The following is a 20861-nucleotide window of genomic DNA, read 5'->3' as shown; positions in this document are numbered from 1 at the left end:
GAAAACTCCCTTGCTGTTGAATTACGATAATTTACCTATGCATATCTTTTAAACAAAAGTTGTAACATTCAATTCTTGCGTCGCAGTTAATGCTTTAAATGATTCAAGCTTGCGCCCTTTAAAATCAAACATCGTCAGATTACCCCAGTTGTTCGGGTGCCCCACAGACCATTCTTCTTTACTCGGAATCCACGCAGGCTCCCAATAATAGAATCCATGGCCCAGACCGCCGGGAACATCACGAATAATCTGTAACATATCCTTCAGATATCGGGTTTGTCCTTCTACCGTTGCAGGATAACCTGGCAGTAGCATGTCTTCCTGATTCATGATCCATTCGATGCCTTCTGGCTGTTCCAACGTCCACGGGTATGCCGTTTCAACCACGTTGATTGGTTTGCCGTAGCGTTTGGCCAGATCATTCAAGTTATCACGCAACGCGTCCAGTGTTCCATGCCACCAAGGATAATAAGACAGACCGATGACATCAAACTCTACACCTAACGCCTCGAAACGATCGTAGAACTTACGGCTTTCGGCATTGTCGCCACCGCGGTCAATATGAATCATGATTTGAATGGAGGGATCAACGGATTTAACCGCTGCAATACCATACTTCACAAGCCCTGCAAAACGTTGCCACTGTTCGTCTGTATCATGCTCTTCACCACCGACACGTCCATCATCCCATAACATGCCTGGCGTAATTTCATTACCAACCTGAACCATATCCGGCAAGGCATCGTGTTCTTTCAATGTGCGAAGCACATCCGCCGTATATGTGCATACAGCCAGTTTAAGCTGTTCGTAGGACAGGTTCTCCCATGCTTTCGGTTTCCACTGATTCGCCGGATCGGCCCAGCGATCAGAGTAATGGAAATCGAGCAGAAACTGTAATCCCTGTGCCTTGATTCGTTTGGCTACTTCTACCGTGCGCTCCAGATTACAGTATCCGCCGATGGGATCATTCCAGATGCGAAGACGGATCGCATTCGCATCATTCAGTTTGAGAATGGTCAGCAAATCTTCCTCTTTGCCATCCACATCACAATATGTTCCCCCATGCTGTTCGATCTCGTCCATAAATGACACATCCATGCCGAGAACAAATGGTTGATTGGTTGATGAATTCAAAATATCAGCCTCCAGTGATTAGGGATTGAGGCTCAGCCTTTTACTGAGCCCAGTGTCATACCTTTTACAAAGAAACGTTGCAGGAATGGATACACAATGAGAATCGGCGCACTTCCGATAAAGATTTGGGCTGCACGCACCGTCGTTTGCGAGATCGTTGCCATTTCCTGCGGATTCATCGCCATCGTGCTCATGTCACGTTTGATAATGACCGTCTGCATGAAGGTTGCCAAAGGATAATCTTTCGCATTGTTCATGTACAAGAGACCGTCAAACCACGAATTCCAGTGAAACACCATGCTGAACAGTGCAATCGTTGCAATGGAAGGCATGGAGATCGGCAGGAAGATGCTGAACAAGGTTCTGAAATGGTTCGCTCCGTCAATCAGTGCCGCCTCTTCCAGCTCTTTCGGAATGCCGCGGAAGAAGTTAAGCATCAGGATGACCAGGAACGTATTGACTGCACCCGGAAGCACCAGCACCCAGAAGGAATCCATTAGACCAATCTTTTGAATAACCATGTAGAACGGTACCAAACCGCCGTTGAAAATCATGCTGAAGACGAAAATCCAGGAGTATACCGTTCTGCCTTTGAACTCACTATTTTCCTTGGATAGCGGATATGCCGCCAGGAAAGTAATCAGGAGTGTAATACCTGTACCAATGACGGTACGAAGCAGTGAAATCCAGAGTGAGTTCAGGAAAATCGGATTATTCATTGTTTTTTTATAGGCTTCGAGGGAAAACCCTACCGGCCAGAGACTGACCAGATTTGCATCTGCCGCAGCCTTGTTACTGAACGATACAGCCAGTACATGAATCATTGGCACAATACACATGATAGCAATCAGAATAAGAAAACTGATATTGATGACATTGAAAATGCGATATGATGGTGATTTATGATACATCGTAGTCCCTTCCTTCTCTGTTCATTCGATTAGAATATGCGGTATCCGGCGTATTTCTTAGCCAGGCTGTAGGATACGAGGATCAGAACCATACTGATCACGGATTTGAACAATCCGATCGCAGTTGCAAAACCCATCTCTCCATTTTCCAGCGCCGAGCGATATACGAATGTATCGATGATGTCTCCTGATTGATATACGAGCGGATTGTACAGGTTGAAGATCTGATCGAATCCAGCGTTGAGTACGTTACCCAAAGCCAGCGTTCCAACGACCATCAACATCGGTACAAGCGAAGGAATCGTAATGTGAAGTGTTTGCTTCCAGCGGTTTGCTCCGTCGATCTCTGCCGCTTCATACAGCGCCGGGTTAATGCCCGCGAGGGCTGCCAGGAAAACAATCATGTTATACCCGAATTCCTTCCACACATCCGTCAAAATGATCGTTGGTCGGAACAAACTGTTATCTCCAAGGAAGAAGTAGGGTCCGAGGCCAAATGTGCCGAGCACCCGGTTTACAAGTCCTCCCGTCGACAACAGATCAAGCAGAATTCCGCCCAGGATAACCCAGGACAAGAAGTGAGGCAGATATACGAGCGTCTGGATCGTACGCTGAATGGCCATCTTGCGAACTTCATTGAGCAGAATGGCGAACACAAACGGGACAAACAAATTAAAAATCAGTTTGAGTACCGCGATGATGAGGGTATTCCAGATAACCTGCAAACTATCATCACGTTCAAATAAATATCTAAAGTTATCAAGCCCGACCCAATCCGAGCCGCTGATACCCATCCATGGTTTGTAGTCTTGGAATGCCATAACGATTCCGCCCATAGGCACATAACTGAAAATAATCAGAAAGATGATGGCTGGCAGCAGCATTACGTGGAATGGCCAAGTTCGTTTTAAAGTTCTCATGATTGCTCCCCCTGTAATTCTTCCTACTCAAGTACTCCTGAGTGGCTCTATAGGCAAATTATATCAACCTACCAGCACCCCAAAACAGCGCATAAAAGCAATATAAATGGCACAAAAGCAACTACTTTGGACATGTACTGGAAAGAGGGACTCTTGGAGCTGTATTCCCCCGTTTCGCAGGTTTTTTTATGCATTCTTCAAGGTTTGAAAAATGAAAAAACGCACAGACTTTTATCGTCTGTGCGTCACGTTTGGCTTTACATTTTCATCGTGTATAGCCGATTATTTTTTCACGCCGTCATACCATTCGTTCACTTCTTGAGTGATCTGATCGCCGCCACCGGATTTCCATGTTTGAACAAAGGTATCAAACGAATCGACCGGACTCTTGCCATAGATGATCTCATTAAAGGTCTGGTTCTCGATTTTGTTGAGGTAATCCAGTTTGGACTTCATCGTTTTCGTTGTAGGCCCTGTGAACATGTCTTTGAAAGAAATATCTTTCTGTTCCAGCAACACTTTCGCTGCTGCAGGCGTTTCAGGTCCGTAGTTCACCGCTACGTCTTTTTCCAGCTTCGTTTGCGGCTCTTTACCGTCTGCAAGATTCATCAATGCTTTCATCTGAGCATCCGGAATACGCGCGCCGTCACGAACAAGCAGGTAACGTACGACGTTGACATATCCACCATCGATTTCATCCGGTTTTTTCTGTTTGCCGCTCGCATCCAATTGATAGTCGTATCCATCGAACAAACCGTTATCATATTCACTTCCTGGCTTCGGATCTGCATAATTATCAAACAGGTAGTTTTGATACGTAAAGAATGCTTCTGGATGTGCCATATCTTTTTTGATCAATGTCACACCGTTAACAAACTGTGTTCCGTGACGCATCGCTTTACCATCGGGTCCAGCCGGGATAGCAATGGGCTTCCATACGGCACTTGGTACGTTCTTCACGGTATCGATCAATGGCCATCCACTCATCCAGTAAGGGCCAGGGATAATTCCTGCTGTACCTGCCACTGCCGGCTCAGCCGTTTTGTTCTCATCCCACAGCGCTGCTTCCTGAGGAATGTATCCTTTTGTCAGCCATTCATTCAGTTTTGTCAACCCTTGTTTCATGCCTGAGTTAATCGAACCATACTCCAGCTTGCCATCTGCACCTACATTCCATTGGGAAGGCAATGTACCATAAGCGCCGAAGATCCAAGATGGATCACCCATCCATGTATTCATGGATTTCTTGAAACCAATGCTCAGGGGTGTTACTTTATCCGGCGCAAGACCATCCGGATTTTTGTTTTTGAATGCATCCATAACCACTTCCAGCTCATCAATGGTTGTTGGTGCTTTCAAATTCAGCTTGTCCAGCCAGTCTTGACGAATCCAGAGCAGGTAGTCGTTGTTGTATGCGTAATCCAGTACGGGAATACCCATTCTTTTACCGTCACGGCTGTATTGATTCCATACGTTTGGATCTTGCTCCATCGCTTTTTTCCATGTGTCTGAAGCATATTTATCGAACAACGGTCCAACTTCCTGATACATACCCGAGTCGATTAAGTCTTGAGCCACCAGATTGTCCGGTTGTCCAATCGTAACGATATCAGGCATTTCCTGACCGGAAGACATCGCCAAACGCAATTTTGTTGCGAATGCACTGTTCGTATCCGTCACGGACCAAAGGGATTTGATATCAATACCAAATTTGTCCTTTGCCCATTTGGTAGCTACGTTATTTTCCATGGATTCACCGTTTTTAAATTTCAGTTCCGGGTCAATCCCCCAAGCCGTCGTGATCGTTACTGCAGGATCATACTTTTCTTTGTATTCATTTTGAGCTCCTGTGGAGCTGGGTGTTGCACTCTCTTTGCTTTCATTGCCACCTGAACATCCTGCAAGCACGACAGTCAGACACAGCGTTGTAGCGAGAAGCGACAAGAATCTCTTTTTCGTTGATTGCGCTCTCATGTTGTTCCCCCTTAAATCGTTTTGGTTACCCTTTCATTATAGGACGGGTCAGGTACATCAGCCTATGATACGAAATCAAGATTTCTGCACCTTTGCCAACCTATATGCTCGAATGATGTTGTATTTATGTCTGATCCCGGAATTCATTCGGTGTCAACCCATAATGTTTTTTGAACATTTTGCTGAAATATTGCGGATTTTGATATCCAAGTTCACTTGTGATCTCATATATTTTTTTATTCGTATTTTTAAGCAAATACAGCGCCCGCTCCATACGCATGCGAATCATATAATCTCCCAGGCCCTCGCCTGTCTCTGCTTTATATATTTTCGAAAGATATACCGGATGTAAATAGACTTTATCCGCAATCATCTTCACGGAGAGGTCTTGCCCGGTGTCTCTGGTCACCAGTTCCTGCACCTGTTTAATGACATGTCTACGACTCTGTGCTCCCTCCTGATCGGACAATTCCTCCTGCAGCTTCGCCAGCATATCCATGGCCCAGCGCCTTAGCTTCTCTGGAGATTGGATCAATTGATGAGCCAGCAACAAGTCAAACCCCGCATGGTCGATCTCGTGCACCAAGTGACCCTGTTTGTGGGCGATGTACATAAAAGCATTGGTAACCGACAAGTACATCTCATACACATACTCTCTGGACAAGCAAACCTGATCCGCCGCGTCAAAAACGGCATTCAACTTGGCGGCTGCTGTCCCCCATTGTTTGGTCTCCAGTAGCTGCGGCAGTACCGGTGGCTTGTACAACTCTTCAAGAGCCTGAGCCGCATCATTTTCGGGGCGCTTGTTGATGGTATTTTCCATATCCATATAGATGATCTTGTGTTCTTCCGGTCCAGAAAGGACAAGAGAACCCAGGCTTTTTCGATAAACGTTGGTGAGTTCTTTAAAAGGAAACGGAGGGGTCACAACGATGGATAAATCTCCTTGAAGATAACGCACCACATGCTCCCGGAAGGTCTCGGCGACATTACGTAATGGACTGTTAACCAACAGGGATTCTTCCGCCTGTTCCCTGTTCTGTAGGAACATCACCAAGCAATCATGTGGCCCGCGGCTGAACCAGACATGATAGGTCTCCCCGAGCACTTCCTCGGCGATATTTCCAACAGCAAAATCCATCAAATCAATGGACTGCTGATCCATGGATGCAAAACGTCCAGCAAGACGAATCAGCATCATCGCAGCAGGGTGTTCCGGCTCTATATGAAGCTCATATTGCTCTAATTGCTCGCGCAGCGCTTTCGACGAAACCTCTCGGCCAAGCAGCAAATCATGCATAAGGTTCTCTCTCAGAATCTTGTAATCGGATTTACGACTGTACAGGAGACGATGATATTTGTCGAACTCATCCCACTCATCCCGCAGAGAGGTAATCGCCGCTGATACCGAATTCATAAACTCATCATCATTAACAGGTTTTAAAATATAGTCAGCCGCCTGCAATTGAATTGCCTTTTTAGCATAATCAAAATCACTGTGACCTGTCAGCAGGATACAGCGCACATGAGGCCAGCGCCGGTTTACTTCCGAAATCAGATCAAGGCCTGTCATACCTGGCATGCGAATATCCGTCACGACGATGTCCACTGCATTTTCTTCCATAATCTCCAGCGCTTCCTTGCCCGATGCTGCACGCAACACCGTTGTGACTCCAAGTTCCCCCCAAGGAATCGTTAACTCCAAACTTTCTGTTACATATGTTTCATCATCCACAAGCAATATATCAATCAATGTGGTCACTCCCTAGTCCCTTATATTCACTCTTTGTCTTTCAGCAGAGGTTGCTGTTCCACTGGCCATGACAAGGTCACACGAATTCCCCCGAGCTCTGATTCCGCCAGCTCAATGCCACCCTTCCCTCCATACCTGAGTTGTAACCTCTGATTCACGTTCCACAATCCGCAGCCCATCTCCTGATCCATCGTACCTGCAAGTTTGATCAGCATCGCTTCTCGCTCTTCTTGCGTCATTCCTTGACCATCATCTTCGACAATCAAAAAAAGTGTACCGTCTCGTTGCTCACCGGACACCCGGATCTCTCCGGCTTCTGCATCCGCTTCGATACCATGGATGACCGCATTTTCAACCAGAGGTTGTACGATTAGCGGTGGCACTTCGATCCGCAACATATCTTCTGGCAGGTCCAGCGTGTAGTGGATACGTTCCATACGCATACGTTGAATTTCAAGATAGTTGGTCACAAATTCAATCTCTTCAGATAACGGAACAACATCCCGCTCCTGTCTTGTAGTGTACCTGTAATACCTCGATAGATTATGCGACATAGCCACAACGGCATCGACTCGCTTCAGCTTCGCCATACTCGTAATGAACGAAAAGCAATTATAGAAGAAATGCGGGTTAATCTGTGACTGCAATTGCTTTAAACGTGCTTCCCGGACATGGATTTGCTCAAGGTATACATGCTCAAACAACTGCTGAATCTTTTCCACCATGGAATTAAAACGTTCAGACAAAAAACTGAACTCATTACGGCCTTTGGGCTCAATACGAACCGAATAATCTTCTTGCTTCAATCGCTGGAAACCGCGAATCAGTTGCTTTACTGGTACTTGAACTTGCACATATAACAAGTACGCCGCAATACAACTCATCAGCAGCAGACAAATCATTGCAGAATAAAACAGCTGATTCGACTGGTGAATCGGTTTCAAAATATCTGAAAGCGGCATGTAATCGACCAAATACCAGCCGGTTGTACTCGATTTCACAGAATTGACCATGTATGGCTCATTTCCAATGACGATCGTGCGATTTTCTACGTCTTGCAGTGTGTGGCTAGATAATTCTTTGATTAATTGATTAGTTAACGTACGATCTGATGTCCGGTTATAGATCACCCCTGTCCCTTCGCGAAAATAGAACGGGTCATGCCTGCCGTCGCCTTTGAATTTATCGAGCATGTCACGGATATTATCGCTATCGAACTCCAGCTTGATAATCGTTTCTGCATTCTCCGCAGGATTCTCGATGCCATAAGGCGACACCGTAATCCAGCTGAATTTGAACCGATCATTTTGCCCGTCCTTAATCTTGTGCACATCCCAGCCAGAGATGAGGCTTTCTTTTAAAGCCTGCTTGTCATAAGTACGGGCATCCCTTTCCGAGATCACCCTGCCAAGCGATGGAGAGTACAGATATAATTTGGTCTCCCAGTTAGAAGAGCTTTCCTGGATACTCAGCTTGTTCTGGATTCGCTTGACGAGATTGATGGCATCCAGATCAAAATAACGGCTCTCCGCAAATATGCGCCGAAAGCTTGCAATATCGGGGTCATGAATCAGCAGGTTCGGCCAAGACGATAATAATTCAATATGGGTATTGACCTGATTCTGGAAAAATTCAAGCTGATTGCTGTTCGAACGATTAAGCTCAGTCCTTAGTACGGCTGTTGTTTTATGATTGGAATACCAGTACAGGAGCACAACGGGAATAAGCATGATCAGAATTAAAATGACCATCTTGGAAAACAGATTTGTCCGGTATGACATGGAAGTTTCATCTCGCTTTATTTGTTTTCTACTTTTACTATAGAAGTGGAACTAACGATTTTACACAATCCACTCCGATGACAGAATAACCTTCCATTCGCTGTTATCCCCAGATTTTTTGATTCCTTTTATAAAAGGGGAAATCCGGTGATAAAGGCGACCGCTTCGCTCTCCAGGTTTTTTCTGTCCTCTCCGTTAACGTGTAAAAAAGAGTTAACTTATATCGTGACATTAATTGTAATCAAATTGGTTGTAAATACAATCTATTTCTTGAACGAGGGCAAACCAAATCAATAGAGTGCCCCACTATCCATTTTAAGCGTTAAAGCCCCTATGAAAAAGGAGATAAAACCAATTTATCAGCACTAAATTCAACTTCTGTTCACGAAAAAAACCGGCATATCTGCCGGTTCCGTCCGTATAAGCCAAGCTTGTTTTTTATGTTTTCCTTCTGCAAGTGATTCATTATATATGTTATGTACTTGAAACTAGAGTCTGTTTATCACGAACTAAGGAATGTCATAATCAAAAACCGTATTTCTTCCATCGACTTCCACATCTAATACAATATCCTTCAATCTGCCCCTCACTTCGAGCGGGCTTTCCGCCACACCTGAAAATTCAAGTGTACCCGTGAATGTCTTCCTCGGCTCAATCCGAATCGGTCTCGCCTCTAGATGAACCGACTGTAATGATTCGGACAGCGGATCATCCTGATTTGAATAGCTTCCATACAAATCAGGTTTAACCATTACAGCAACCGCAGAGTTACTGTAATTTTTCAGCGTCAATTCACAGGTTGCCAAGGCATATCCATTAGATGACACATCATAGGTGCATGAGCTGTCATTCTGCATGTAAGATATGCTATTCATACCTGTTGCTCCCCATTTCACCACGTACATCAACTTGTCTGTCATAAATGAATAACAGAGTATGATAGCCAGAACAGCAATCCATAACGTTTTTGCTACAAGTGGAAACGTACACATGATCTCTTTACGCGTAAGATAATATCCACAGGCAAGCATTCCAAGTCCAAAGTACATCGTGATGTGTACACCACTTAAATAGGATGTGGTATACGGAGAAATACCAATGAATAATAACAGCGAATCCCCTACTGAGAAACCGAGATGATGTTTAAAGGTAAAGATGATGGCAAACAGCAATAATCCCCCTGAGAACACAAGCCTGGTTCTCGACACGAAAGCACCTCCTAATCAACCACCTGATTATATCATATTTTTCCTATTTTTGATTAACGATCCAGACACAAAAAAAGGAGTTATCGGTTTTTACCGATAACATCCCTTTTGGAGTCCTGCCTGATGAGATGCATTGGATGATGGAATCATGCGATCTCTCAGGACAGCTCTTTTATTATTTTTGAGCCAAAAATGCATCCAGTTGCTCTTGTTTGGCTGCGATAATCTTATCGATGCCTGCTGCTTTCAATTTTTCCAAATACTTCGGAATCATTTCATTCGGATCAACGGCACCCGAAGTCATTCCCGGCTTAAATTGTTTGTTGACGTTATTTACGGCCGCAATTTCATTTTTAACCGACTGGCTGTTAAACGTGAAACCAAGGGCAGGAGATTTTACACCTTTTGCGTTAAACTCTTTGAACTTTTCCCATTTCTGTGGATCTTCGTTATCCCACAGATAGTTCAGGAACTGGTTACCCAGTTGCCATTGTGCACCTGGATTGTAGGTACGGCTGTTTGCATCTACGCCGTCAGGCAACTTAATGATGTTCTCTTGACCTTCTACTTTTACATAGTGTTTGCCTTCAATACCGAAGTTGAGCAAATTGTTAATTTCTTTGTCAGAGTGTAACAAGTTAATGACTTGCATTGCTTTCTCCGGTTGTTCGGAAGAACGGGAGATCGCAAGCATTGCACCAGAGGCATCCCCAGTTGTAATCGTTGGACTGGTCATCTCAATTTGCGTGAGCGGATGACCTACATAACCTTCCTCTTCCTTGTCTTTACCTGGCTTCATACCATCCGTCCACATGAAGGCTTTACCGGCTTTCGCCTGATCTTTCGGGAATACATTGGACGTAGCTGCATCACTGTTGATGTAACCCGCTTGATACCATTTACGTGCAAGTTCGGCTGCTTCTTTGAATTCCGGTGTTTCCACCTCGTTCAAAACGGTAGTCTCTCCTGCGGTCTTAGAGATTACGCCAGGTACAGATGCATCACCGAGGTAATCCCAATCCAGATTTTCCAAGAGTCCATTACCATTCGTATTGGACATGTAGAACGGAGTAACAGACGGTTCGTTCTCTTTAATTGTTTTGAGCAGTGGTTCCAGATCAGCCCATGTTTTAACTGCTGTCAGGTCCAGTTTGTATTTATCAGCCAGATCCTTGCGCACCAGCACGCCACGTGTGGCAGCAAGCTCCTTGTTCGTTGGTACACCATAGTTCACGCCATCTACCTGGGAACCTTCCAGGAAAGCAGGGTCCAGATTTTTCTTGATATCCTGACCGTATTTATCAAGCAGTTCATTCAGCGGCAAGAATGCGCCCTTCGCCACGTTTACCGTGTAATTCTGCCAAGCAGCGGTAAAGATAATGTCTGCTTTTTCCCCTGATGAGATCATCAGGTTCAGCTTGTTATCCCACTGTCCCCAGTCCACAGCATTAATTTTGATGGTTGCCCCAATCTTGGGCTCCATCTTTTTATTAATTTCTGCTTCCACAAGAGCGACATCTTTCTGAGGTGTTCCCGGATAGAACAAGGAAACCTCATAAGGCTTTTCATTGTTTGTGTTCGGCGTACTGCCCTCAGCACCAGGTGTTGCAGAGTTTCCCTTGTCTGACGAACAGCCTGCAAGCACCAGTGCCAGTGCCATGGCCGCCGCCGTCATACGTGACCATACTTTTAACGATTGAACCAATTGAACCCCTCCTGTTCATATAATGGACCATTGTCTTCCACACGTTTACCGTTCTTCCCCAATTCCTCATAAACGGCAAGCTTTCTGTATATGCCCTTTCGTCTATCTTCGATTGACCATACTCCCTCCCTAACCGGCCGGAGTTATCCTTTCACAGCACCTACTGTCAGACCTTTGATGAAGTAACGCTGAAAGAACGGGTACGCCAGTACGATTGGACCGATACCGACGACAGCCATCGCCATTTGCAACGTTTTGTTTGGCAGATTGAGAAGTCCGCCCTGCGATGAGATCTGTGAAGAAACGTTAGAGTTGGTTGTTAAATATTGAATATCGAGCAGCGTCCGGTACATAAGGTACTGAAGGCTAATCGTCCGGTTATCCGAAATAAAAATCATACTAAGATACCAGTCATTCCAATAGTTCAGCGTACTGAACAGCGCCACGGTTGCCATAACCGGCAATGAAAGCGGCAGTACGATTCGCAAAAACGTTTTCAATTCACCTGCTCCATCGATACGTGCCGATTCCAGAATCGAAACGGGAATGGAGTTCGCGAAGAAAGTACGCATGACAAGTACAAAGAACGGTGATAAGAGCAACGGCAAGATCAAAGCGAGAATCGAGTTTTTCAAATCCAGCACGTTGACGTAAACCAGATACCAGGGAACAAGTCCACCGTTAAATAACATGGTGAAGAAGATGAAAAAGGCGAACCAACCTCGGTATGGCAGATCTCTCCGTGATAGTGGATAAGCATATAATGCGGTCAGCGCAACACTCGTAATCGTACCAACAACCGTTACGATGATAGAAATTCCATACGAGTGGATGATCTGATCCATATCTTTAAAGAGGAATTCATAGGCCGTGAGGCTGAATTGCTCCGGTATAAGCTTGTAGCCATTCGCAATAACCGTTGTTTCGTCCGAGAAAGAGATGGCGAAGACCAGTATGATCGGCACGATACAGGCAATGGCATAGAATAAAAACATGAAATGAATGACAGCAGCAGAACGCTTGGATACAGCTAATGGATCACGTGTTTTCACAACTGACTTGCCTCCTCTCAAAATAGTGCATTATCTTTGTCGATCCGTCTGACGATGGTGTTGGACACCAGCACCAGTACAAATCCGACAATCGCTTGATATAGACCTGCTGCAGATGACATCCCGATGTCTCCACCAATGAGGAATGTCCGATATACATACGTATCAAGAACGTTGGTTACAGGGAACAACGCACCTGATTCCAGCGGAACCTGATAGAACAAGCTGAAGTCTGCATAGAAGATCCGGCCAATCTGAAGCAATGTCATAATGACAATCAGCGGGATCAAAAACGGAATGGTGATAAAACGAATCTGATGCCACTTCGATGCACCATCCAGCACAGCCGCTTCATAATATTCTTCATCAATGCCCACAACAGCGGCCAGATAAATGACGGCATAATAACCGATATTTTTCCACGTATTCACAAGCGGCAAGATGTACGGCCAATACTTCGGTTCCGAGTACCAGTCAATTGGCTGTCCTCCGAACATTTGCAGTATGGTTGAGTTCATGAATCCCGAGTCCTTGCCGAGGAAAGCCAAAACGAGATAACTAACCACAATCATCGATAGAAAATAAGGTAACAACATCAGCGACTGATACAGTTTGGACATCGCTTTGTTTTTAACTTCGTTAAGCAAAATGGCGAGACCTACACCGACAGTAAGATTGAGTGCAATAAACACGGTGTTGTATGCAAGGGTGTTTCGCGTAATTTCCCATGCATCGCTGGTCGAGAACAGGTATTTAAAATTGTCCCACCCGCTCCACGGGCTTCCCCAGATTCCATCCGCGTAGTTTACATTTTTGAATGCGATCAGAACGCCGAACATCGGCATATAATTGTTTACCAGCAGAAACAGAATGCCTGGCAAAAACATCAGGTAAAGTACCTTGTACTTGCCAAGATTGTACAACACGGACTTGCGCTTTCGAACCGTGCCTTCCGGTATCTCCGATATCCGTACGCCCTTACCCGCTTGGGGTTGTGTCTTCATAACGTGTTCTCCCTCACTCCTCTTGAATTCTTCCTCAGGATGAAGCTCCGTGCGCCTCCTGTGGTTCAAGTATACGGCGGGGCGATCAAGTCCTCTATCTGCTGTGGTGACCTATTCAGTTATCAAATTATGACTTTGATGCCATAAAAAACAAACAAAAAGCGCAGCATGCTGCGCCTGATTACATGGTTCTGGATTGTTTGCGAAACTCCTGTGGTGTAATGCCGGTACATTTTTTGAACATTTTCGTAAAATGAGAGTAATTATAGTATCCGACCTTACCCGCAATATCCGTTACCTTGACGGTGGATTGAGATAACAACGTTTTCGCCATGGCCACTCTGCGCTGAAGGATAAACTCGGACAGAGACATTCCCTTTTCTTTACGGAACAAACGTGACAAATATGCCGGGTTAAATCCGGCAAAAGCAGCCAGTTCCTCCCGCATCAGTTCTTCTCCAATGTGGTTTTCAATATAGATACATAACTGATCTACAATCGACATCGGGTTCTGATCATCCGGGTACAATACGGGAATGACACGATCTATGAGATCCAGAGTCCATTGTTTCAACTGCGGTAATGACCTCGTGACTACGGCTTCTTCCGGCTCCCGTTCTCCGGGGTACAAGCTGCGGATGGATACATTTTTCTGATGCAGCAGCGGGTAGACAACGTGCAACATCGCATGATAATAGAGCCGTAACATCTCTGGAGATAACCCATCCTGGGCAGCAAGTAAATCAAAAATTTCATCCACACGTTCACGCAAATCTTCTACCTTGCCGGTTTCAAAAAGGATAGACAGCTCCGAGAACCACGGGATAGGCAAAAACCGATCCTCCTGATCCCGCTCATCATACACAAAAACCTCTTCGAGCTCTTTAATGTTGCGGCGCTCCATGTCCATGAGTTCATTCAACATGCCTTGCAATTCGGTTACAGCTACCGGTGCACCTACATAACAGGATAGCCGGCAGTAGAAGTATGTGCCGCACTCCTGAATGTAACGCTGACAACGTTGCTCCGCTTCACTAGCTGCAAGGATGACATCATCTTGCTCATAGGCTAGCACTATATTTAAGCCACTGTGATCCTGGAACACTTCACCCGGTTTCTCTCCGAGTAATATTTCTCTCGCTGCATTGCGTAGAGCATATTCCAGTACCTCTTCATCGCGCAGATTAAATTCACGTACCCACTCTTCAACGGAGATTACGATGGGCAGTACACGAACCTCAGGATCAATCTCTGCACCGTACAGTTCGGCAAGTTTTTGCAGCCGTTGTGGAGTAAGTGCACTTCGCTGAGATACTGCGTCCTTCCAGAAACGTTCCGTCAGGAGTGGTTTATGGGTTTTCCAGCGTTTGTATACGGTTTCGTAAACTTCGTTCGTTCGTGTGCGTTGCTCTCCGTCTCTAATCTTCTCCAATGCTCTTGTAACTACTTTGAGCAGTTGGTCTGCGGGAGCAGGTTTCAACAGATAATCAAAACTATTCAGTTTGATGGCGGTCTGGGCATAATCGAAGAGCGCATGACCTGTCAGAAAAATCGTCAGAATGCCAGGGTCATGCTTCAATACCCAGCTCTGCAGGTCGAGCCCGGTTTCCCCGGGCATCTCGATGTCGCAAATCAGAATGTCGATAGCATGGGTTCGGATGACCTGCCGGGCTTCCTCCACATCACATGCACCGAATACCTGGTCAATTCCGGCTGCATTCCAGTCCACTCCCTCCAGCATGGCTTGCAGGGCATACACTTCATCATCCACGATCAACAGGTTCCGCATGATTTCCTCCTTCTTGCTCCTCGGTCTGAGCAGGCAAATAAATGCTTACTGCAGCGCCTCCGTCTATCCTATTTTCAAACGTTAACCCGGCCTCCGGACCATACTTCACCAGTAACCGATGTGCAACATTCCATATCCCGATGTGTTGCCCCCCGGGATCTTTGGCATATTCTCCCCGTTGTAGTTGTTCTAGTAGCACGGGCTTGAACCCGACCCCGTTGTCCACAATCTGTAGCAGGAGCATACCATCTTCGGCCTGACTACTGGACGTTTCCGTCAGACGCGCGGTAATCCGAATCACAAACGACTGCATTCTGCGTTGAAAACCATGGATAATTGCATTTTCGACAAAAGGCTGAATTGTCAGCGGCGGAAGCACAACATGTCCCACTTCTGGATCGATATCCAGTTCAAAATCCAGCTTGCTCGGGAACCTTAACTTCTGAATTTCAAGATAATGTCGAATGTGCTCCATCTCTTCGTTTAGCGTGATCACTCGTTTGCCAGCCCTTAAGCTGGATCTGAAATAATCAGCCAGATGACCAGCCATCTGTTGCACCAGTTCATGTTTTTGCAAGGAAGCGAGGCTATGAATAATATTCAGGGAATTCAGATAAAAGTGAGGATTAATCTGCATCTGCAATTGCTTGAACTCCGCCTCTCGCGTACGCAGTTGCTCTTCATATACATCAATCTTCAAATGTTGAATTTCCTGAATCATCTGATTGAAGCTACGTGTCACAAACTCCAGTTCAGACGAAGACGGTGCCTCCAGCGTTACATCGAGTTCCCCTCGGCTAACCCTTCTCATTCCCCGAATAAGCGCATTCATTGGACGGAACAGAAGCTGTCTTAGGAAGAAAAGTGCTGTGATCAAAATAACGGCCGCCCCGATCGGAAGTAGCCTGATGATCTGTTGGAAAAACGGCAGGTTACGCATCATATCTTCCTCTGGCAACAAGACGATATAATTCATATCCGACATGGCTGAGGGAATACCCACCATTAAATACTGACGAGCAGTACTATCCGGCTCCGAGATGACCTGATACGGACTCTCCAAATCGGTCAAATGATCGCCGACCAGCTTGATCTGCCCCTTATTTAACGTAGAATCAGATAATGCTCTGCCATCAGGTGTAACGATCACCGCTCCACCTCTGTCACCTGATTCAGCAAACTGTTGTGTGTCATTCAGCGCATTCATATCGACCAGTGCGCCAGCATAGAACTGCTGATTGATACGTACCGTTTTCACAAGTGCATTAAATGATCCTCCGCGGACGATGCTCCATTCCGGCCTTTGGATATCCCCTTCGAGCTGCCGCATCTGTGCAGGCATATTGCGCTGTACCACCGATTTTTTAATATCATAATTGCCCGCGGTTGCCAGCAACAGGTCATCATTCACCGCATCATACAAATAAAAAGAATCGATAAGATTATAGAAACCGATATCGGTCATAAACTTGTTCATGATTCGCTGCTTGGCAATGATGTAATCTCCGCTTCCGTATTCAAGAAAAAACAGCGAGATAATATCAGGGTCACGCTCACCCAAGCTGTATAAATATCGATTGGTTTCCTGTAATACACGCTCATTTTGTTCCACGTTTTTGGCCAAATGATTCATATTGGTGAGGGATACCTTATCACGTACGACCTTCATGGCATACACATTGTTATAGTACAACAGCATAAACAGCGGTAGCATGATTAACGTAAGTCCCACAATAAATTTAAAGCGTAATGAACGGATCAAGTTCATACATTAACGTCCTTTTGATTCAGGCTGGCTGAATTTTTTCTAATTTCTACCTGAAGATGGCATGTATATTGTAATCACCTCAGTTTGCCGTTGTCTATCAGGTTCGGTGACCCGCTGATGTGTGTTATCGTGACTTGCTATAGTCGTAGTCCCCTGTCGTGTGTTTGCTCGTTTCACTCATATAATTCTCTGGATGTAAAAAAAATCCTGCTCTATAAGTTGAACTAAAGACGTTTACACCGGGGCACTCCAATAACAGAATAACCTTCCAATCGCTGTTATCCCCAGATTTTTTGATTCCCTTTTATTAAAGGGAAAATCCGGTGATAAAGGCGAGCGCTCCGCTTTTCCAGGTTTTTTCTGTCCTCTCCGTTTTTGTGTAAATGAATAGTTCAATTTATAAAAGCAGGACATATCCTTAGATAATCACCACCTCCTTGAACATGCGGGTCTGACATGCATAGGATATAGCACTCCCAGGATCAATGACCAGGGAGTGCAGGAGGCTGTCATCATGATGAATATTCAACTTGTCCCGTTGCATTATGTATATTTGGCATTTATTGTCCTGATTATCGCTGTCATGGTTCGGCGCAAAGATACAACCATTATCTGTGTCGCAGGCATTATGACCATCGGACTGCTGGCAACTGAAACATTAAGTGGCTCCGTCACCGGGGTTTTTAACAGTTTTATCTATGCAACGAAGGAATTGTTAAGTACAATCTTTATCATCTCAATTATCGTAGCGATGAGCCGTGTTCTGATCCGTACAGGTATTAATGAAATCATGGTCACACCGCTCACCCGATTTATTCGCACGCCTCAAGCTGCATACTGGGGCATTGGACTTATCATGATGGTCGTATCTTTATTTTTCTGGCCATCTCCTGCAGTAGCCTTGATTGGAGCAGTACTTTTGCCGGTAGCGGTTCGTGTAGGTTTACCTCCGATTGGAGCCGCCATTGCAATGAACCTGTTTGGGCATGGCATTGCCTTGTCAGGGGATTACATTATCCAAGGTGCTCCCAAACTTACTGCAGACGCAGCAGGTATTCCAGTTACGTCAGTAATGGTTGCGAGTGTTCCTCTCGTCGTCGTCATGGGCACGGTATCTACTCTTACCGCCTTTTGGATGCTTCGCAAAGAAATGAAGACCCCCAAATGGAAGGAACAGGAGTTTGCTCCACGGCAGCAGCCGGCGTCTAAGTCACAGTCAGAACCAAATGAGTCTGCACCAGTTACCACATTGCCTCTTCGTCTGAGAAAAATATTCGCTATACTCATTCCGTTGTTATTCGCACTGGATGTCGTACTGATGTTTGTGCTGAACCTTCAGGGCGGGGATGCAACGGCACTAATCGGGGGAACCGCCGTCGTTATTCTGATTGCTGTTTCCATTGCCGCACACCGCCATAACGGATCAGAGGAAACGACTAATTATCTTATCGAAGGATTCCAGTTCGGATTCAAAGTATTTGGTCCGGTCATTCCGATTGCCGCATTCTTTTATCTCGGGGATGCTGCTATAACGGAGTTATTTATGAATCCACTTCCTGAAGGCTCACACGGGATCGTCAATGATCTTGGCGTTGCATTTGCGGGGATTGTGCCAATGAATGGAACCGTCGGGGCGATTACGATGACCGTCACTGGAGCTGTAACCGGTCTGGATGGCTCTGGTTTTTCGGGAATTTCCCTCGTAGGTTCCATTGCTGCCATGTTTGCAGGTACGACAAACTCGGCTCCGGTACTTACCGCACTGGGCCAGGTAGCCGCAATCTGGGTTGGCGGCGGAACGTTGATTCCGTGGGCATTAATTCCGGCTGCCGCAATTTGCGGGGTCAGCCCGTTTGAACTTGCGAGGCGTAATCTGAAACCGGTTATCATCGGATTAACGGTAACTACAATTGTAGCGATCTTTCTCATTTAAATGTGACGCGTGATCTGGCAAAGTCCCACAGCTCCGGTTTCTGCAGGCTGGCTAGATCTCTCATTGCTATGTAAGGATCACCCTCTAACCCTAGTACATGGGCGAAGGCAGGCTCTGTTTTCCACCCTGCTTGCTTAAGTCTGCGAATCTCGCGTTGCCCTACCTCTCCCCATAACTGCAACAAACTCCATTCGACCTGCATATGTAAGTAGGCATTCTGCTGATCGACAGGAGTTGCTTGGGCAAATATTTCAACAGGCCATAATCCCAAGCTCAGTTTACATGTGACATATACGTTCTGACCTGAGGCACTATCTCCGAACGTCCACTCTGTCCTTCCGTTCACCGCAATGCTCTCTAGTTGCCTAGCCATCTTAACTTGGAAAGCGTTCAGATCTTCTGAATAACACAGGATGTCCAGATCACTATCAGGAAGATGCACGTCAATCGGTACCGTCCCCGCAGGGAACGCAGCGTGGGCAGAAAGCATGAAAAGTAGTCCGCTCTCGTGCAACACACGGTAAGCATCTTGTTGCTGTTGATTGCCAACCGACAGGTGCGCCATTACTTTTTCGGTCGTATCCAGCCTCCCGTTCACACTCATTGCGGATGATTTCCTGCAGAAATTACTTGTTTCACTCGCCCCACTTGACCGTTTGTCAATCTCACCTTGATTCCATGAGGATGTGAAGGAGACTTGGTTAACAGATCCTTGACGATTCCTCTCGTGAGTTTGCCACTGGATTGATCCTGTTTCAGTACGATATCGACCTCTAAACCAGGTCTGATGTCAGCTCTTTTTTGTCCATTCAACTTGTTCACCTTCTCTATTAACATAATACTGTCTGATATAAAGACTTTATCTATTGTAGACGTTTCGATTGTAAAACAAAAGCCTAGAACTTATTTCCAATCAATTTGCAGCATACCCGCCAAACCGAGGTTCAATGAATAACTTCACGACAAACAGCCGCAAAGCATCATTGGTTCAGCTTGATTGCGGCTGTGATTAGCTTAGACTTACTAAAAAAATCTTACTTTCCAACACATTCTAGGTGCAGCTGATTTTACAGATGAATCTTTCAATCGCTCTCAATCGCCTGCACTACGGATGCTTTCGTGGTAATGAGGACGACACCCCGCCCTTGGCAGCTTCACGAGCTTTCACAGCCAGAAGTTCAGATACGGTAACAAATTGATAACCCTGTTCCTGCAGTTTGGGCAAAATCATTCGAAGAGCATCAATCGTATGGGATTTACTTTCCACTTTGTCATGAAACAAAACGATGTCTCCATTACGAGCATTATTTAATACTTTGTTTGTAATCGCTGATACACCAGGTAGAGCCCAGTCTCGAGTATCCTGATGCCAAGACCATAATACGATCGTATAGCCCTTCTGCTTCGCCGCCTGAATCACCATATCGTTATAATACCCCCCAGGAGGTCTGAACAACAGTGGGCGCTCCGCACCAGCATTTACAATCGAAGCTTCTGCCTCTTGCATGTCTTTCAAGTACTTGTCCGCTGTTGTTGAACGAACCGCATACGTGTGTGCAAATGTATGATTTGCGATCTCATGTCCTTCACGTTGCTCCTGCATGACGATGTCAGGAAATTTCTCTGCCCATTTGCCGAGTACAAAAAAAGTTCCCTTCGCATGATACTGTTTGAGCAAAGCTAAAATCTGCGGTGTCTGAACAGGGTCTGGTCCATCATCAAAAGTCAGAGCGATCAGTTTGTCCTGCGTGGGGACTTCCCATACGATCTCTCCCCGTTCTTCATAATACTGACGGTTCTTCTGCACTGGCTTGGCATACGCCCAACTTGTCGAACTGCCAAGGATTGTTCCAGTCAGTACGAACAATGCGATGAATCGGGTAGCTTTCAGGTTCATGTCATATCCTCACTTTGAATTTCATACGTCAA

Annotated in this window: 16 protein-coding genes; 1 reads left to right on the top strand and 15 read right to left on the bottom strand. The window is 45.7% G+C overall.

The genetic code is table 11. From position 1 onward, the window contains the following. Positions 1 to 48: 48 nt before the first annotated feature. From MHI38_RS26715 to MHI38_RS26660, 12 genes are all read right to left on the bottom strand, one after another. Positions 49 to 1134: a glycosyl hydrolase 53 family protein gene (locus MHI38_RS26715; RefSeq protein WP_154886474.1), complete on the bottom strand. Its 1086-nt coding sequence runs from the start codon at positions 1132 to 1134 to the stop codon at positions 49 to 51. Positions 1135 to 1166: 32 nt separating this feature from the next. After that, positions 1167 to 2045, bottom strand: coding sequence for a carbohydrate ABC transporter permease (locus MHI38_RS26710; protein ID WP_090924410.1), 879 nt, complete (start codon positions 2043 to 2045; stop codon positions 1167 to 1169). Between the two features lie 29 nt (positions 2046 to 2074). Then, positions 2075 to 2965, bottom strand: a complete 891-nt coding sequence (locus MHI38_RS26705) for an ABC transporter permease (RefSeq protein ID WP_090924409.1) — start codon at positions 2963 to 2965, stop codon at positions 2075 to 2077. Positions 2966 to 3247: 282 nt separating this feature from the next. Beyond that, on the bottom strand, positions 3248 to 4939 hold the full coding sequence (locus MHI38_RS26700; RefSeq protein WP_154886476.1) for an extracellular solute-binding protein: 1692 nt from the start codon (positions 4937 to 4939) through the stop codon (positions 3248 to 3250). Positions 4940 to 5063: 124 nt separating this feature from the next. Continuing rightward, positions 5064 to 6692 carry a response regulator gene (locus tag MHI38_RS26695; protein ID WP_154886478.1) on the bottom strand — a complete coding sequence of 543 codons (1629 nt, stop codon included), beginning with the start codon at positions 6690 to 6692 and terminating at the stop codon, positions 5064 to 5066. 26 nt (positions 6693 to 6718) lie between these two features. Continuing rightward, positions 6719 to 8473 carry a sensor histidine kinase gene (locus MHI38_RS26690; RefSeq protein ID WP_154886480.1) on the bottom strand — a complete coding sequence of 585 codons (1755 nt, stop codon included), beginning with the start codon at positions 8471 to 8473 and terminating at the stop codon, positions 6719 to 6721. A gap of 509 nt (positions 8474 to 8982) precedes the next feature. Further along, positions 8983 to 9681, bottom strand: coding sequence for a hypothetical protein (locus MHI38_RS26685; protein WP_154886482.1), 699 nt, complete (start codon positions 9679 to 9681; stop codon positions 8983 to 8985). A 175-nt stretch (positions 9682 to 9856) separates the two neighbouring features. After that, on the bottom strand, positions 9857 to 11386 hold the full coding sequence (locus tag MHI38_RS26680) for an ABC transporter substrate-binding protein (protein WP_090924404.1): 1530 nt from the start codon (positions 11384 to 11386) through the stop codon (positions 9857 to 9859). Between the two features lie 143 nt (positions 11387 to 11529). After that, positions 11530 to 12438, bottom strand: coding sequence for a carbohydrate ABC transporter permease (locus tag MHI38_RS26675; protein WP_090924403.1), 909 nt, complete (start codon positions 12436 to 12438; stop codon positions 11530 to 11532). Positions 12439 to 12455: 17 nt separating this feature from the next. Next, on the bottom strand, positions 12456 to 13442 hold the full coding sequence (locus MHI38_RS26670; protein ID WP_186809556.1) for an ABC transporter permease: 987 nt from the start codon (positions 13440 to 13442) through the stop codon (positions 12456 to 12458). Positions 13443 to 13623: 181 nt separating this feature from the next. After that, the gene (locus tag MHI38_RS26665) at positions 13624 to 15231 is read right to left on the bottom strand and encodes a response regulator transcription factor (RefSeq protein WP_154886484.1); all 1608 of its coding nucleotides are present in this window, start codon (positions 15229 to 15231) and stop codon (positions 13624 to 13626) included. Beyond that, positions 15206 to 16999, bottom strand: coding sequence for a sensor histidine kinase (locus MHI38_RS26660; RefSeq protein ID WP_090924401.1), 1794 nt, complete (start codon positions 16997 to 16999; stop codon positions 15206 to 15208). The genes MHI38_RS26665 and MHI38_RS26660 overlap by 26 nt, the downstream gene beginning before the upstream one ends. A 517-nt stretch (positions 17000 to 17516) precedes the next feature. Here MHI38_RS26660 and MHI38_RS26655 point away from each other — a divergent pair. Next, positions 17517 to 18932, top strand: a complete 1416-nt coding sequence (locus MHI38_RS26655) for a hypothetical protein (protein ID WP_253500242.1) — start codon at positions 17517 to 17519, stop codon at positions 18930 to 18932. On the opposite strand, the gene MHI38_RS26650 is transcribed toward MHI38_RS26655, so the two are convergent. The 3 genes from MHI38_RS26650 to MHI38_RS26640 all read right to left on the bottom strand — a co-directional run bounded on the left by MHI38_RS26650 (position 18925) and on the right by MHI38_RS26640 (position 20829). Continuing rightward, positions 18925 to 19536 carry a DUF4269 domain-containing protein gene (locus MHI38_RS26650; RefSeq protein ID WP_154886486.1) on the bottom strand — a complete coding sequence of 204 codons (612 nt, stop codon included), beginning with the start codon at positions 19534 to 19536 and terminating at the stop codon, positions 18925 to 18927. The genes MHI38_RS26655 and MHI38_RS26650 overlap by 8 nt on opposite strands. Further along, the gene (locus MHI38_RS26645) at positions 19533 to 19745 is read right to left on the bottom strand and encodes a YwbE family protein (protein ID WP_090924399.1); all 213 of its coding nucleotides are present in this window, start codon (positions 19743 to 19745) and stop codon (positions 19533 to 19535) included. Before MHI38_RS26645 ends, MHI38_RS26650 begins: the two co-directional genes overlap by 4 nt. A gap of 292 nt (positions 19746 to 20037) precedes the next feature. Next, the gene (locus MHI38_RS26640; protein ID WP_154886488.1) at positions 20038 to 20829 is read right to left on the bottom strand and encodes a polysaccharide deacetylase family protein; all 792 of its coding nucleotides are present in this window, start codon (positions 20827 to 20829) and stop codon (positions 20038 to 20040) included. Between the last annotated feature and the right edge of the window lie 32 nt (positions 20830 to 20861).

The organism is Paenibacillus sp. FSL K6-1558 (genome assembly GCF_038002565.1).
GTDB classification, from domain to species: Bacteria; Bacillota; Bacilli; order Paenibacillales; family Paenibacillaceae; genus Paenibacillus; species Paenibacillus polysaccharolyticus.
Note: the sequence above shows the minus strand (reverse complement) of the source record. Positions and strands in the feature narration are given on the sequence as shown.

Excerpts from the sequence above, each read along its gene's own strand:
- MHI38_RS26710 (WP_090924410.1), bottom strand. The coding sequence starts at position 2,045 with ATGTATCATAAATCACCATCATATCGCATTTTCAATGTCATCAATATC.
- MHI38_RS26705 (WP_090924409.1), bottom strand. The coding sequence starts at position 2,965 with ATGAGAACTTTAAAACGAACTTGGCCATTCCACGTAATGCTGCTGCCA.
- MHI38_RS26700 (WP_154886476.1), bottom strand. The coding sequence starts at position 4,939 with ATGAGAGCGCAATCAACGAAAAAGAGATTCTTGTCGCTTCTCGCTACA.
- MHI38_RS26690 (WP_154886480.1), bottom strand. The coding sequence starts at position 8,473 with ATGTCATACCGGACAAATCTGTTTTCCAAGATGGTCATTTTAATTCTG.
- MHI38_RS26670 (WP_186809556.1), bottom strand. The coding sequence starts at position 13,442 with ATGAAGACACAACCCCAAGCGGGTAAGGGCGTACGGATATCGGAGATA.
- MHI38_RS26665 (WP_154886484.1), bottom strand. The coding sequence starts at position 15,231 with ATGCGGAACCTGTTGATCGTGGATGATGAAGTGTATGCCCTGCAAGCC.
- MHI38_RS26660 (WP_090924401.1), bottom strand. The coding sequence starts at position 16,999 with ATGAACTTGATCCGTTCATTACGCTTTAAATTTATTGTGGGACTTACG.
- MHI38_RS26655 (WP_253500242.1), top strand. The coding sequence starts at position 17,517 with ATGAATATTCAACTTGTCCCGTTGCATTATGTATATTTGGCATTTATT.
- MHI38_RS26650 (WP_154886486.1), bottom strand. The coding sequence starts at position 19,536 with ATGAGTGTGAACGGGAGGCTGGATACGACCGAAAAAGTAATGGCGCAC.
- MHI38_RS26640 (WP_154886488.1), bottom strand. The coding sequence starts at position 20,829 with ATGAACCTGAAAGCTACCCGATTCATCGCATTGTTCGTACTGACTGGA.